Source organism: Methylobacterium terricola, assembly GCF_006151805.1.
In the GTDB taxonomy this organism is placed as follows: Bacteria; Pseudomonadota; Alphaproteobacteria; order Rhizobiales; family Beijerinckiaceae; genus Methylobacterium; species Methylobacterium terricola.
This window is the reverse complement of record NZ_VDDA01000001.1, coordinates 56,782-71,192: the sequence shown is the minus strand read 5'-3', so window position 1 is coordinate 71,192 and position 14,411 is coordinate 56,782. Positions and strand designations below refer to the sequence as shown.

The 14,411-nt window shown below is 71.8% G+C and carries 12 protein-coding genes; 2 read left to right on the top strand and 10 right to left on the bottom strand.

Features of this window, described 5'->3' with window-relative positions; genetic code table 11:
• Window positions 1–7: 7 nt before the first annotated feature.
• The 6 genes from FF100_RS00305 to FF100_RS00280 form a co-directional block, all read right to left on the bottom strand.
• Window positions 8–1,249 (bottom strand): aminotransferase-like domain-containing protein, encoded by a 1,242-nt coding sequence (locus FF100_RS00305; RefSeq protein ID WP_139033578.1) that lies wholly within the window; start codon window positions 1,247–1,249, stop codon window positions 8–10.
• Between the two features lie 340 nt (window positions 1,250–1,589).
• A complete protein-coding gene (locus tag FF100_RS00300) occupies window positions 1,590–3,203 on the bottom strand; it encodes an ABC transporter ATP-binding protein (RefSeq protein ID WP_139033577.1) in 1,614 nt (537 codons plus the stop codon).
• Window positions 3,204–3,443: 240 nt separating this feature from the next.
• Window positions 3,444–4,859 (bottom strand): M20 family metallopeptidase, encoded by a 1,416-nt coding sequence (locus tag FF100_RS00295; RefSeq protein WP_139033576.1) that lies wholly within the window; start codon window positions 4,857–4,859, stop codon window positions 3,444–3,446.
• A 100-nt stretch (window positions 4,860–4,959) separates the two neighbouring features.
• A complete protein-coding gene (locus tag FF100_RS00290) occupies window positions 4,960–5,901 on the bottom strand; it encodes an ABC transporter permease (protein ID WP_139033575.1) in 942 nt (313 codons plus the stop codon).
• On the bottom strand, window positions 5,898–6,812 hold the full coding sequence (locus FF100_RS00285) for an ABC transporter permease (protein ID WP_139033574.1): 915 nt from the start codon (window positions 6,810–6,812) through the stop codon (window positions 5,898–5,900). Before FF100_RS00285 ends, FF100_RS00290 begins: the two co-directional genes overlap by 4 nt.
• 12 nt (window positions 6,813–6,824) lie before the next feature.
• Window positions 6,825–8,348: an ABC transporter substrate-binding protein gene (locus FF100_RS00280; protein ID WP_246101903.1), complete on the bottom strand. Its 1,524-nt coding sequence runs from the start codon at window positions 8,346–8,348 to the stop codon at window positions 6,825–6,827.
• 192 nt (window positions 8,349–8,540) lie between these two features.
• Between FF100_RS00280 and FF100_RS00275 the strand changes: the two genes are divergently transcribed.
• Entirely contained in the window at window positions 8,541–9,443 is a 903-nt protein-coding gene (locus FF100_RS00275; RefSeq protein WP_139033573.1) for a LysR family transcriptional regulator, read from the top strand.
• Window positions 9,444–9,501: 58 nt separating this feature from the next.
• Here the strand turns inward: FF100_RS00275 and fhuF are convergent, their stop codons facing one another.
• Together fhuF and FF100_RS00265 are read right to left on the bottom strand one after the other, a co-directional pair.
• Window positions 9,502–10,233: a siderophore-iron reductase FhuF gene (gene fhuF / locus FF100_RS00270; protein WP_139033572.1), complete on the bottom strand. Its 732-nt coding sequence runs from the start codon at window positions 10,231–10,233 to the stop codon at window positions 9,502–9,504.
• Window positions 10,230–11,471 (bottom strand): MFS transporter, encoded by a 1,242-nt coding sequence (locus FF100_RS00265; protein WP_139033571.1) that lies wholly within the window; start codon window positions 11,469–11,471, stop codon window positions 10,230–10,232. Before FF100_RS00265 ends, fhuF begins: the two co-directional genes overlap by 4 nt.
• Before the next feature lie 300 nt (window positions 11,472–11,771).
• On the opposite strand from FF100_RS00265, the gene FF100_RS00260 reads away from it, so the two are divergent.
• Window positions 11,772–12,569: a phosphodiesterase gene (locus FF100_RS00260; protein ID WP_139033570.1), complete on the top strand. Its 798-nt coding sequence runs from the start codon at window positions 11,772–11,774 to the stop codon at window positions 12,567–12,569.
• A 106-nt stretch (window positions 12,570–12,675) separates the two neighbouring features.
• Here FF100_RS00260 and FF100_RS00255 read toward each other — a convergent pair whose 3' ends face one another.
• Together FF100_RS00255 and FF100_RS00250 are read right to left on the bottom strand one after the other, a co-directional pair.
• Window positions 12,676–13,131 carry a response regulator gene (locus FF100_RS00255; RefSeq protein ID WP_139033569.1) on the bottom strand — a complete coding sequence of 152 codons (456 nt, stop codon included), beginning with the start codon at window positions 13,129–13,131 and terminating at the stop codon, window positions 12,676–12,678.
• Window positions 13,128–14,279, bottom strand: coding sequence for a sensor histidine kinase (locus FF100_RS00250; protein WP_139033568.1), 1,152 nt, complete (start codon window positions 14,277–14,279; stop codon window positions 13,128–13,130). Before FF100_RS00250 ends, FF100_RS00255 begins: the two co-directional genes overlap by 4 nt.
• Window positions 14,280–14,411 lie beyond the last annotated feature (132 nt).

The window sequence follows — 14,411 nt, the reverse complement described above, 5'->3', positions numbered from 1 at the left end:
CGCGGGCCTACGCGGCCGCGCGCGAGGCCCGGTAGGCAGCGACCGCCGCCGCGAGGCGCCGCATCGCCTCGTCCAGCGTCTCCGGCGGGTTGAGGGTGAAGTTGATCCGCATGCCGCGCCGGTTCGCACCCCTCGCGTCGAAGACGCTGCTCGGCGAGAAGCAGATCCCGGCCGCCAGGGCGTGGGGGAGCAGCGCGTCGGTGTCGAGGTCCGGGTCCTTGGCGAGCGCCCAGACGAACATGCCGCCGACCGGCACCTCCCAGGTGAAACAGTCGGAGAGGTGGGCGCTCAGCGCGGCGCAGAGCGCGTCCCGGCGCTCGCGGTACAGGGCGACGATCGCCGGCCGGATCTCCTCGAGAAGGCCGGTCTCCATCGCCGCCAGCGCGATGCGTTGGGTCACGCCGCTGGTGCACAGGTCCGAGCCTTGCTTGGCGAGCGTCAGCGCCTCGATCATCTCCGGCGCCGCGACGATCCAGCCGATGCGCAGGCCGGGCGCGATCTCCTTCGAGAGCGTCCCCATGTAGATCACCGGGCCGGCATAGGGCTCGCCTGGCGCCGTCTGCGCCGACAGCTCGATCAGCCGCGGCAGGGCTGCGCCGTCGTAGTGCAGCGTGCCGTAGGGGTCGTCCTCGACGAGCCAGGTCCCGGTGCGATGCGCCGCCGCGACGAGGGCGCGGCGGGTCGCGAGATCGACGAGCCGCCCGGTCGGGTTCGAGAAGTTCGGCACCGCATAGGCGAATTGCGCCCCCGCGAAGGCTCGCTCGGGGTCGAAGCCGGGCTCGTCCAGCACGAGGTTGCGGAACGACGGCGACCGCGGGCGCCAGGCATCGAGGGCGCCGAGATAGGTCGGGGACTGGCCGGCGATCAGCCCGCCCTCGTCCAGCAGCACCTTGCCGATCAGGTCGAGGCCCTGCATCCCGGCGGTGGTCACCAGCACGTTGGCGCGGGTCAGCGGCAGGGCCGGCGAACCGAGGCGGCGGGCGATGGCATCGCGCAGGGGCGCCAGCCCCTCGATCGGCCCGTAGCCCAGCACCTCGTCCGGATGCTCGGCCACCGCCCGGCGGGCGAACGCGGCGAGCCGGTCGGTCGGGAAGAGGCTCGGGTCGGGCAGGCCGCCGGCGACGTTGATCAACCCGGGAATCGCACCGGCGGACAGGAACGTCCGGGTGATCTGGTTCGTCGTGCCCATCCACCGGGCGAAGGCCGGCCGCGTCGCGGTGGCGGCGGACGGGGAGGAGGACGGGACCATGGCGGCAGGCTCGCGGGTTCGGGGTGGGGAATGGTGCCCCTGGGTCTTTGCGGCGCTCTACCATTGGAGCGCTGCGCGACGAAGCGAGTTCTTGAAAGCCAGAGCATTCAAAGTTTAAAGAGCGCCCCCTTTCCCGGACGACTGCAACGAAGTGGAAGGAGATCAGGGATCCAGCGCAAAAATTCGCGAAGCGGTCTGATGTCTGCAACGTTGCAACATAGAGAGCCGCTTTGCGGCACGTCTTGTGCTGGATCCCGGATCTCCTTCCGCCGTCGCTTCAGTCGTCCGGGAAAGGGGGAGACTCGCGACGGACCGGACACGCGGGCCGGTCATGCCCCGATCACGCCGATTCGGTGAACGACGCCCCCGGCACCGCCGCCAGCAGGCTCCGCGTGTAGGGATGCTCCGGCGCCCGGAACAGGGCCGCCGTGCGGTTCGTCTCGACGATCGTGCCCCGGTGCATCACGGCGATCCGGTCGCAGATCGCCGCCGCGACGCGCAGGTCGTGGGTGATGAACAGCATCGCGATGCCGAGGCGGGCTTTCAGGTCCTCCAGCAGCGCCAGAACCTGAGCCTGGACCGAGACGTCGAGGGCCGAGACCGCCTCGTCGGCGACGAGCACGTCCGGCTCCATGGCGAGCGCCCGGGCGATGCCGATGCGCTGGCGCTGGCCGCCCGAGAAGGCGTTCGGGTAGCGCTCGGCGGCGGTCTGGGGCAGGCCGACGAGGGCGAGGAGCTCGCGCGCCCGCGCCCGGGCCTGGCGGGCCGGGGTGCCGTGGGCGATCGGGCCGCCGGCGATGATCTGCTCGACGGTGCGGCGCGGATTGAGCGAGGCGAAGGGATCCTGGAAGATCATCTGGATCCGCCGGCGCTCGTCGCGCAGGGCCGTCGGCCCGAGCGCCGTGAAGTCGAGGCTGCCGAGGCGCACCGTGCCGTGGTCGGGCTCGATCAGGCGGATCGCCAGCCGCGCGGTGGTCGACTTGCCGGAGCCCGATTCGCCGACGAGGCCGAGGGTCTCGCCCCGGCGCAGATCGAAGCCGACCTCCTTGACCGCCGCCACCACCCGCGGCTTGCCGAACAGGCCGCCGCCCGTCGCGTAGGTCTTGGCGAGGCCCGTCACCGTGAGGGCGACCGGGGCCTCGGTGATCGGCGCCCGCTCCGGCGGGGTCAGGCTCGGCACCGCGGCCAGCAGCGCCTTGGTGTAGGCGGCCTGCGGGCGGCGCAGGACCGCCTCGGCCGGGCCGGATTCGACCAGCCGGCCGCGCTGGAGCACCGCGACGTGATCGGCGATGTCGGCCACCACGCCGAAATCGTGGGTGATGAACAGGACCGCCATGTTGCGGCGGGTCTGGAGGTCGCGGATCAGGGTGAGGATCTGCGCCTGGGTCGTCACGTCGAGGGCCGTCGTCGGCTCGTCGGCCACCAGCACGGCGGGTTCGAGCGCCAGCGCCATGGCGATCATCGCCCGCTGGCGCTGCCCGCCGGAGAGCTGGTGCGGATAGGAGCGGACGATCTGCTCCGGGTTCGGCAGCCCGACCTCGCCGGCGAGCGCCACCGCGCGGGCGCGGCGCTCCTTCGGGGTCAGGAGGTCGTGCGCCTCGAACATCTCGGCGATCTGGTCGCCGATCCGCATCACCGGATTGAGCGCCGTCATCGGCTCCTGGAAGATCATCGCGATCCGCCGGCCGCGCAAATCGCGCCAGGTGCGTTCGTCGAGGCGCAGCAGGTCCCGGCCCTCGAACCGGATCTCGCCGCCGGCCACCCTCAGCGCCCGGGGCAGCAGGCCGGTGAGCGCGTAGGCGCTCATCGACTTGCCCGAACCCGATTCGCCGACGACGCAGAGGATCTTCCCCGGCATCAGGTCGAGGCTCAGATCCTCGACCGCGTGCGGCCGGTCGGCGCCCCGCGGCAGGGCGAGGGTCAGGTTGCGGATCTGGACGATCGGTTCGCTCATCTCTGCCCCTCGCGTGCCCGGTCATGCGGGCGGCTCGTGCTGGGTCGACTGTTATGGCAACATTCTTGACGGCATCTCATCCCGTCCGCGACCTCAGGATGACGCGTCCAGTGAGCGTGATGCTGGCTGGAGCCCTCCGTCGAGGTCAGTCCATCATGGATGGACCGACGCCTCAGGATGAGGTCGCGAGCGGGATGACAGTCGTTTCGCGATCGCCGTGCCGGCGACCCGAACCGCCCCTCAGCCCGCCGCCTTGCGCCCGGCCAGAACCGCCGGCCCGGTCTCGCCGAGGTCGAAGAACAGCCCGGCCATCAGCCCCAAAGCCTCGCGGGTCGGCGGTCCGAGCAGATGCTCGTCCGGGGCGTGCTGCGAGCAGGCCGGATAGGAATGCGGCACCCACAAGGTCGGAAGCCCAAGGATCTCCGAGAAGGCGTCGTTCGGCAGCGAGCCGCCGAGATTCGGCAGCAGGGCCGGGCGCTTGCCCGTGCTGGCGCTGATCGAGGCCAGCGCCCATTCGACCCACGGATCCTCGACGGGCAGGCGAGTGGCGCGAAACACCTCGCCGCGGGTCGCCCGCACCTCGACCATCGGAAAGCCCCGCGCGTCGAGATGGGCGCGGATCGCCGGCAGCAGCGCCTCCCAGTCGGTGCCGACGACGAAGCGCAGCTGCAGCGTCGCCTTGGCGGTGGGCGGCACCGCGTTCTGCGGCCCGTCCGGGTCGCCGCACTTGAAGGCCAGCACCTCCAGGGTGTTCCAGGCGAAGACCCGCTCGGCCGGGGACAGGCCGGGCTCGCCCCAGCCCTCGTCGATCGCCGGCGCGTTCGGATCGCCCCCGACCGTGATGTCGGCGAGCGCCGCGCGCACGCCCTCGGGGATCGGCGGCGGGCGGAGGGCGTCGAGGAGGATGCGGCCGCGCCCGTCGACGAGGCTCGCGATGGCGCTCGCCAGCACCGTGCCGGGGTTGCGCAGGAGCCCGCCCCAATTGCCCGAATGGTGGCCGCCCTCGCGCAGGTTCAAGGCCAGCTCGAAGGTGTAGCCGCCGCGCGACCCCAGGAACATCGTCGGCCGCGCCGCCTCGATCCGCGGCCCGTCGGAGGCGATGAGGAGGTCGGAGGCGAGCGCCTCGGCTTCCGCCCGGCAGACCTCGCGCAGGCCCGGCGAGCCGGCCTCCTCGCCCATCTCGATCAGCAGCTTGACGTTGAAGCCGAGCTTGCCCCCGCGGGTCCGCATCACCGCTTCGAGGGCGCCCAGGTTGATCAGGTGCTGGCCCTTGTTGTCGGCGGTGCCGCGGCCGTACCAGCGCTCGCCCTCGACCGTGACGTCGAGCGGGTGCAGGCCCTCGCGCCACTGCTCGGGGTAGTTCCGCACCGTGTCGCCGTGGCCGTAGGTGAGGAGCGTCGGCAGGCCGTCGCCCTCGTGCCGGGTGGCGATCAGGAACGGCCCGCGACCCGGTTGCGGGTTGTCGACGATCCGGGTCTCGAAGCCGAGCCGCGCCACCAGGGGGATCATGAACTGCGTGAGGTAGGCAGCCAGCGCCGGGCCCTGGTCCGGGGCCTGGCTCTCGGTCGGCAGGCCGACCGCCCGGCGTAAGACGGCGAGGAAGTCGCCGTCGTCGTAGTGCCGGTGGGCCAGCGCGATGGCGTCGCGTCGCGACATGGGGGGACTTTCTGGAAGGGTGTGGGACACAGGGAATGTTAGTTCTTGATCGACGGTCGATGGAAGCCTGGCCGGCGGTGTCCTCCGACCGGGCACGCCCTCAGGTCCGGCCCTCCGGGGCGGTGATGTCGCGCACCCCGTCGCCGAGCAGGTTGATGCCGAGCACCAGGACCACGAGGGCGATGCCCGGGATGGTGATGACCCAGGGCTGGAAGAACATGTACGGCTTGCCCTCGGCGATCATCAGGCCCCAGGACGGCAGCGGCGGCTGCACGCCGAGACCGAGGAAGGACAGGGCCGCCTCGAGCAGGATCGCGTGCGCCATCTCCAGGGTCGCCACGACGATCAGCGCGTTGAGGATGTTGGGCAGGATCTCCTGGCCGAGGATCCGACCTGCGCCGAAGCCCGAGGCCTTGGCGGCGGCGACGAAGTCCTGGGCCCGCACCTGCCGGGTCGCGGCGCGGGTGACCACGGCGAAGCGGTCCCAGAGCAGGAAGCCGAGCACCAGCACCACCACCTTGAGCGAGCCGCCGACCAGCGAGGCCATGGCCAGCGCCACCAGCACCACCGGCAGGGCGAGCCGGGTGGTGACGACGTAGCTCACCACCGCGTCGACCCGGCCGCCGTAATAGCCCGCCAGCACCCCGAGGGTGGTGCCGATCACCCCCGAGATCAGGGCCGCGGAGACGCCGATCAGCAGCGAGATCTGGCTGCCGTAGATCAGGCGGCTCAGGTAGTCGCGCCCGAGCTTGTCGGTGCCGAGCCAGTGCTCGGCGGTGCCCTTGGCGTGCCAGATCGGCGGGATCAGCCGGCGCGACACGTCCTGCGCGTAGGGGTCGTGGGGTGCGACGAGGGGGGCGGCCAGCGCGACGAGCACGATGAGCCCGACGAGTCCCGCCCCGATCAGGAAGCCGCCATGCGACAGGCCGCGCCGCAGGGCGATCGCCGCCGGCGAGCGCGACGGGGGGAGAACGGTCTCGGGCAGAACGGTCTCGGCGGGGGCCGGGGTGCCGAGAGGAGGGGAGGCGGGCCGGACGGTCATGCGCGCAGCCTCGGATCCAGGAGGGCGTTGAGGAGGTCGGCGGCAAGCGTGAGCGCGATGTAGATCATCGCCAGCACCAGCACGATCGCCTGGACGACGGGAAAGTCGTTGCGGGCGATCGATTCCCAGGCGAGCTGGCCGAGGCCCTGGAGCGAGAACACCGCCTCGATCACGATCGAGCCGCCGAGCATGAAGCCGAACTGCACCGCGGCGAGCGCGATCACCGGGATCACCGCGTTGCGTAAGCCGTGGCGGATCAGGACCTTGCGCGGGGCCAACCCCTTGGCGCGGGCGGTGCGGACATAGTCGGAGGACAGGACCTCCAGCATGCCGTTGCGGGTGAGCCGCATCACCGCCGGCATGGCGTAGTAGCCGAGCGCGACCGCGGGCAGCACGAAGTTCTTCCAGGAGGCGTTGCCGGAGACCGGCAGCCAGCGCAGGTTGACGGAAAAGATCATGATCAGGGTGAGGCCGAACCAGAAGCTCGGCATCGCCTGGCCCAGCACCGAGACGGCGAGCGCCGTCCGGTCGATCCAGGTGTCGCGGTAGAACGCCGCCAGCACCCCGAGCGGGATCGCCACCAGCAGGGCCACCGCGAGCGCGATGATCCCGAGCGTCAGGGTCACGGGCATCCGGGACGCCAGGAGGTCGGTCACCGGCTCGGGGAAGTAGAACGAGCGTCCGAAATCGAAGTGGAGCGCGTGCCAGGCCCACGATCCGAACTGGACCACGAGCGGCTGGTCGAGCCCGTGCTGCACCCGGATCGCCGCGATCTGCTCGCTCGTCGCCTCCGGGCCGGCGATCGCCGTGGCGAGGTCGCCCGAGAGGTGCAGGAGCATGAAGCTCGCGACCGAGACGGTCAGCGCGACGCTGATCGCGACGAGGATGCGCCGCAGCGCGAAGCCCAGCATGGCGCTTCCCTCCTACTTCCAGGACGCCGCGTAGAAGCGCGGGATCTCGTCGGCCTGGGCGGTGAAGCTCAGGTCCGCCGTGAAGGCGTAGTTCGACGGGTAGGAGAACATCGGCAGTGCGTAGGCCTGCGCGGCGATGCGCTTCAGCGCCTCGGCGTATTTCGCCTTGCGGAGCGCCGGGTCGATGCTGGTGTCGCCGGCCTTCAGCTCCGCGATCACCGTCGGATCGCGGGTCACGTCGTCGTCGCCGCCGCCGAAGAAGACGGGGGTGAAGGCCGAGACGTCGTCGATCGAGTACGAGCCCCAGGTCTGGTAGGCGATCGAGACCTTGCCGCCCCGGACCGCGTCGCGGAAGGCGGCGAAGCGCAGGTAGTTGAGCCGGACCCGGATGCCGACGGCGCGCAGGTAGCCGATCACCGCCTCGGCGTAGTCGCGCTCGCGATAGGCGGCGAGATCGAGATCGATGCCGTTCGCGTAGCCGGCCTCCTTGAGGAGCGCCCGCGCCTTGGCCGGGTCGTAGGAGTAGACCGGCACACCCTCGTCGGTGCAGCCGAACTGCTCGATGAAGCAGAGCGCGTTCATCACCCGCGAGCCGCCCCGCACCAGGTTGTCGACCATCGCCTTGCGGTCGATGGCGTAGGCGATCGCCTGGCGCACCCGCACGTCCTTGAGCGGCGAGTTCTCCTGGGCGCGGCCCTGCACGTCGAATTGCAGGAAGCCGACCCGCATCGTCTCGGCGGAGAGCACGGTGAGCGTCGGGTCGCGCTTGAGCTGATCGGCCTGGTCGGTCGGCACGCGCCAGATCCAGTCGACGCCGCCGGTCATCAGCTCGGCCATCCGGCTGTCGCCGTCCGGGATGACGCGGAACTCGAGCTTGCCGATCTTGGCCTTCCCGATCGGGCTGCCCGGCCAGTAGGCGTCGTTGCGCGCCATCTTCACGCCCTTGCCGCTCGCAGTCGAGACGATGCGGTAGGGGCCGGTGCCGACCGGCGCCTTGCTGAAGCCGTCGAGGCCGACCTTCTTGAAGTAGGCGGCGGGCAGGATCGGGGTCGGGCCGGCGAGGTAGTCGAGGGCGGCGGGGAACGGGGCCTTGAGGTGGATGCGGACGCTGTGCGGGCCGGTCACCTCGGTCGACTTCATCCAGTCGACGTTGCTCTTGGTGACGATCTTCGCCTCGGGCGTCAGCACGTAGTTGAACGTGAAGGCGACGTCCTCGGGCGTCAGCGGATCGCCGTTGTGGAAGGTCACGCCGTCGCGGATCGTGAGATCGAGCGTCAGCGGATCGACCCAGGTCCAGGCGGTGGCGAGCATCGGCTGCTGCTGGCCGGTCTTCGGGTCGCGGTAGAGGAGAGTGTCCCAGACGTTGCGGGAGAGGATCACGCCCTCGCGCAGGCTGTTGTGGTAGGGGCTCAGGTTCTCCGGCTCGCTGTCCGAGGCGTAGACCAGGGTGTCGTTGGCCTTGCCGGCCAGCGCCGGGCTTGGCCCCACGGCAAGCAGGAAACCCCCCAGCAGCGCGCCCGCCAGCCCTTGACCCATCTTGCGCATCCGGCCCGCGTCGATCCGTGTCGGCATGTCGGCTCCGTCTGGTCAGGGGCAGCGAGGGCGTCGTCCACCCGTCGCGATGCGCTGCCGCAAATTTCACCGTGCCAGGATGTTGCGCATATCGCATCGCAACAAGTCGAATTTATCGATAGGCTCGTTGCCGAAACGGCAAGGCAGGGTTTTCAGGTGCAAACCACGGCGTTGCGCTACTTCCTGGCAGTGGCCCGCGACGGCACGATCGCGGCGGCGTCGAACCGCCTCAACGTCGCTCCCTCGGCGATCAGCCGCCAGATCGCCAACCTCGAGGCCGAGCTCGGATGCCCGCTGTTCGAGCGCCGGCCGCGCGGCATGGTGCTGAGCCAGGCGGGGGAGCTGCTGGCGCGCCACGCCCACCAGGTGCTTCTGAGCGCCGAGCAGGTCGTCACCGAGATCCAGGAACTGGAGGGGCTGCGCCGCGGCCTGGTGCGGATCGCCACGACCGAGGCCTTCGCCATCGACCTCGTGCCGGGGGTGATCACCGCGTTCCATGCCCGCCATCCGGGCATCCGGTTCGAGCTGAGCACGCTGCCGCCGGGCCTCGTGACCCAGCGGGTGGCCCAGGGCGAGGCGGATCTCGGGCTCACCTTCAGCCTGGAGCCCTCCGTGGACACCGCGGTCGCCTATCGCGCCAGCCTCGACATGGTGGCCCTGTGCGCCCCCGACCATCCGCTCGCCGTGCGCTCCCTGATCGGGCTTTCCGATCTCGCCGCCTATCCGGTGGCGCTCCTGCCCCGCGACACCACCTTGCGCACCGTCCTCGACGCGGCCTGCGCGGCGGAAGGCATCGCGATCGAGCCGGTCTTCACCTCGAACGTCCTCTCGGCGATCCTGCCCTTCGTGCGCGACACGCGCGGCCTCACCCTGATGTCGTCGATCGTGCTGCAGGGCGAGGGCTGGCGCGATGCGTTCCGGGTCCTGCCGATCCGGTCCGATCGCAGCCTCGCCCGGGGCATCGAGGTCCAGACGATGCGCGACCGGCGGCTGCCGCGGGCGGTGGAGGCCTTCCTGGCGGCCCTGGTGGCGGCGTTGCCGCCGTCGCCGGAGCGATGACGCGTCAAACACCAGCACGAGGCGGGTGACGACCGGGACATCCCGGGCACGACCCGGCTCACGATGCCGCGGCTCCGCAGCAGCTCCCACCCTCCTTGACCGGGCACAACGCCCCGCAGGACGGCACGCCCGGCAGCCGCTGGCGCAGGCAGCAGACGCGCCGGCGCCGGCTCCCGCCCGCCGCGCACAGGGCCTGGGCGAGGGGATTGCGCGCGCAAGGCGGTCCCCCGCACCAGCCGAGGCAGGTCGCGACCTCCGGGCAGGCCAGGGTCTCGGGCTCGCCGAGCTCGCGGGCGACGTAGTCGAGGATCACCGCGGCGTTGCCCCAGATCACCCGGGGGGCGATGCCGCAGCGGGCCCGGCACAGCTCGACGAAGGGCCGCAGGTGATCGTCCACCAGGGCGCCGAGCCCGGCGGAGCGGCAGGGTGGGCAGCGCGCCGCCTCGGGCTGGACCAGGAAGCGGGCCGGGCGGCCGGCCTCGTCGAGTTCGAGGCTCGTGGTTTCGAAGGCGAGCGGCAGCGGCTGGCCCAGGCGCACCAGAGCCGTCATCGCCGGAGTGGCGAGCGGCGCGAGGTAGAACTGGCTCCAGTACGAGACGAGGGCACGCCGGTCGGTCGTGCCGGGCGCGACCCCGAGCCCGGCTTCGAAGGCCGCGAGCGCGGCGTCGAACACCGCCGGATCGTGCAACGCCGCGAGCGGCGTCGCCCGGGGGCCGCCGGGGCCCGCCGCCACGCCCTCGCGGTAGGTGCCGAGCGAGGCCGGCACGGCGGCGGCGATCTCGGGCGTCATCGGCGGTCGGCCCGCAGGGTGCGGGCGATCGTCAGCGCGAGACAGGCGAGGGCGCCGGCGTAGAGCGGCATCGCGGCGGTGAAGTAGCCCGGCCAGCCGGCCCAGCCGGCGAGCGCCGGAGCGGCGACCCGCAGCGGCATCGCGGCGAAGAAGGCGGCGCCGAACAGCAGCGCGTAATCGGTGGCCGGCCGCGGCCCCTGCGCCCAGCGATAGATCATGTTGAACACCGGCACCCCGAGGAAGCCGCCGAAGACGTAATTCAGGACGGTGGAGGCGACCGCCAGCCCCTCGGAGCGGAGGAGACACGCCACCGCCATCAGGCCGCCGGCGGCGAGCACCCCGATCCCCCCGAACGCGACCATCCGCACGGTGCCGAACCGCGCCGCGAGGCCGCCGGCGACGAGCGCCATGACGAGGTTGACCGCCGGCAGGACGGTGCCGGTCAGCGCCCCGACCCGGGCGAGCGGCACCCCGAGATCGAGCAGCGCCAGGGTGTTGGGCCCGGCGATGAGGTAGGCGGCGGCGAAGTAGGCCCCGAGCGCGGCAATCCGGCCGGCGAGCACCCGCAGGCGCGCGAACGAGCCGGACCAGCGCTCCGTCACCCCGCCACCGTGCCGCCGCAGCCGCGCCTCCGGATAGGCGAGGATCGGCAGCAGGCCGAGCGCGTCGAGCCCGGCGCAGGCCAGCACCGCCGCCTTCCAGCCGAGGAGATCGTAGGAGCCGACCAGCACCCCCACCCCCAGGATGCCGCCGAGCGACGCGCCGCAGAGCTTGGCCGAGGCGACGAAGGCCCGCCGCTCCGCCGGCACCGTCTCGACCACCAGCGCCTCGAGGGCGATGTCCATGGTGGCGATGCAGGCGCAGGCGGCGACCGCCAGGGCCAGCAGGGTCGCGAGCGACCAGTGCTCGCCGAGGCTCAGGAGCGCCAGCAGCGCCACCGTGCACCCTTGCGCCGCGACGATCCAGCCGAGGCGGTGGCCGAGGCGGGGTCCGAGAAAGGACAGCCGCACCCGGTCGAGGAGGGCGGCCCACAGGAAGGTCAGCCCGACCGGCAGGTTGATGAGCTGCAGGAGACCGACCTCGGCGAGGTCGAGGCCGCGCGCCCGCAGGATCAGCGGCGCGCCGCCGGACAGGAAGCCGAGCGTGGCCCCGAAGGTCACGTACAGGCAGAAGAACGGCGCGAGCGGCCGCAAGGCGGCGAGGCTCAGGGGCTCACGGGTCGCCAGCGCCTGCGTCACCGGCGGCCAGGCCCGGCACCCGCGCGGGCGGTCCCGATGGCGGCGTAGTTTGGAATCACACTAATTCTTCTTTGCGTGCAACGACTTGCAAGCTTACGGGAGCGGCATCCGGGCGGCAAGCCCGCCCGGGGGGCGCCCTGGCATCGTGCGCCCGGCCAAGAGCGGGGCCCGCCGCGCCGCCCGGCCCAGGGTCGGGATTCGACGGGATCGACCCTGCGTGACGGCGGCTTGCGGTCCGTTGCCGATCTGCACGGATCACGGGCCGCGCGCTAAGGTGCCCGGACCGTGTCGGAGATCCACATGCTGATCGCCCATCTGTCGGATCCGCACCTGCGAGACCGCGGCCACCTGTATCAGGGCCTGGTCGATTCGAACGCCATGTTCGAGGCGGCCCTCCGCCACGTGGACGATCTCGACCCGCAGCCGGATATCGTGCTCATCAGCGGTGATGTCGTCGACTATGGAACCGCGGCCGAGTATGCCCATGCGGCGGCGATGCTGGGCAAGGTCCGTCGACCGCTCCTCATCATTCCCGGCAATCACGACGAGCGGGACACCTTCAGGGCTTGCCTGCCCCATCATGCGCCTCGGACGGCCTCGGGCCCCCTTCACTTCGCCGTCGGCGATCTCGGGGCCGTCCGCATCCTGGGTCTCGACGTGACGGTTCCCGGAGCCCACCATGGCGACATGGACGAGGCCGCCTGCGACTGGCTGGAGGCACGCCTCGCGGAGGAGCCCGAACGCCCCACCATCGTCATGATGCATCAGCCGCCCATCCGGAGCGGCATCCCCTACATCGACGCCTATCGCTGTCTTCATGGCGACAGGCTGGAGCAGATCGTCCTTCGCTACCCCGCCATCGAACGCGTCCTGTGCGGACACGTCCACCGCTTCATGCAGCGGCGTTTCGGCGGCACGGTCCTGATGACAGCGCCCAGCACCACGACCGCGATCGCGTTGCGGCTGGGTGCCGATGCCGAGCCCGCCAGCTTCATGGAACCTCCGGCCATGCTGCTGCACCACTGGCACCCGGGTTCCGGGCTCCTGACGCATCTCGTGCCGATCGGCTCGTTTCCCGGTCCGCTGCCGTTTTTCTGAGGGCCGCGGACTGGCCGCCGCTTGTCACCCTTGGCGGCCCGCCGCACCATCGGGCGGATCGGGGTTCGATCCCGGGGACCGGCGAGCGCCCCGAGCGTCAAGGTGGTCACGGCGCCGGCTCGGCGCGGAACCGCGGCCCGTCGCCCGGTTCCAGGCAGCGACAGGCCGGTCGCCCCCGGTCGCCCTCGTCCCGGCCGGGCGCGCCGCAGAGCAGGAGATGGGTGAGCAGCGTCTCCAGCTGCGCCGCCTGATACGGCTTCTGCATCACCGGGGCGGCGTGGTAGGCCGGGTCGACCCCCTGGCGGCCATAGCCGGTGGCGAACAGGAACGGCACGCCGCGGGCGCGCAGGAGATCGGCGACCGGGTAGCTGCGCGCGTCGCCGAGATTAACGTCGAGCACCGCGAGGTCGAAGGCCTGCGCCCGCGCCTGGGCCAGCGCCTGGTCGAGGCGCATCGCCACCGTGACCTCGCAGCCGAGATCGAGCAGCATGTCCTCGGCCAGCATGGCGACGAGGCTCTCGTCCTCGACCAGCAGGACCCGGCGCCCCTGCAAGGCACTCATCGCGGCGCCCGCCCGTCCGGCGCATGATCCGGGGCGGAGTGTCCCGGGACAGCGTGCTCCTGAGGATCTTGCACCAGCGCCTGGCCGGCCCAGCCGAGGGGCGTCAGCGGGATCCGCAGGGTGCAGGCGACGCCGCCGGGCGCGTAGGTGATGGTGGCGCTGCCGCCGAACTCCATCGGCAGCTGGCGCTCGACCAGCCGCGAGCCGAAGCCCCGGCGGGACGGCGGGGCGACCGCGGGGCCGCCCGCCTCCTGCCAGTCGAGAGCGAGAAGCGTGCGATCGTCCGCGCCGTCCCGCAGGCTCCAGCGCAGGCTCACCCAGCCCTCAGGCACGGAGAGCGCGCCGTGCTGGGCGGCGTTGGTCGCCAGTTCGTGCAGCGCCATGCCGAGCGTCACCGCCACCTTCGGGTGCAGGCGCGCCTCGGGCCCGTCGAGGGCGACGCGGCCGGGGGCCAGCGCGGCGAGCGCCCTGTCGACCACGCCGCGCAGGCTGGCGCTCTCCCAGTTGTCGGCCACCAGGGCGTCGTGGGCGTGCGAGAGGGCCGCGAGGCGGGCGTCGAACAGCGTGCGGGCCGCCCCGTCGGTGCGGCCGCGGAAGGTCTGGGCGGCGATCGCCTGCACGGTCGAGAGCGTGTTCTTCACCCGGTGGTTCAGCTCGTCGATCAGCAGCCGCTGGCGCTCGGCCGCGGCCTTCTCCTCGCTGATGTCGCGCACCTCGATGATGGTGCCGATCACCTGCGCGGCGTCGTCCCGGATCGGGCTCGCGGTGAAGCCGACGGGATAGAAATGGCCGTCGCGGTGGACGAACACCTCCTCGCCGCGTTCCTGGTTGTTCTCCGGGAAGGCACGGTCGATGGCGCATTCGTGCAGCGGGAACGGCCGCCCGTCCGGATAGGTGTGATGGACGATGTCGTGCAGCGGGCAGTCGCGCGCCAGCACCTCGTCGAGCGTCCAGCCGGTCAGAAGCTCGGCCGCGCGATTCATGTACACGCAGTGCTGGCGGTCATCCATCAGGAAGATGGAGACCGAGGCGTTGTCGAGCACCGCGTTGAGGCGGCGCTCGGTCTCGAACAGCTGGTCTCCGCGCCGCAGGCTCGGCAGCCTTGCCGCCGAGGAAGGCCGCGTCTGCCGCGGGTCGGTCACGGACATCCATCTCCGGTCACGCCGGGGACGACCGGCCTCGCGCATGACGTAGGGCAGAATCGAGGCGCGGCAATGCGCGAAAGCTCAGCCGGGAGCGGCCGCGCCGGACCCGGGGGCCGCGCGGTTTCCGTCATTGGA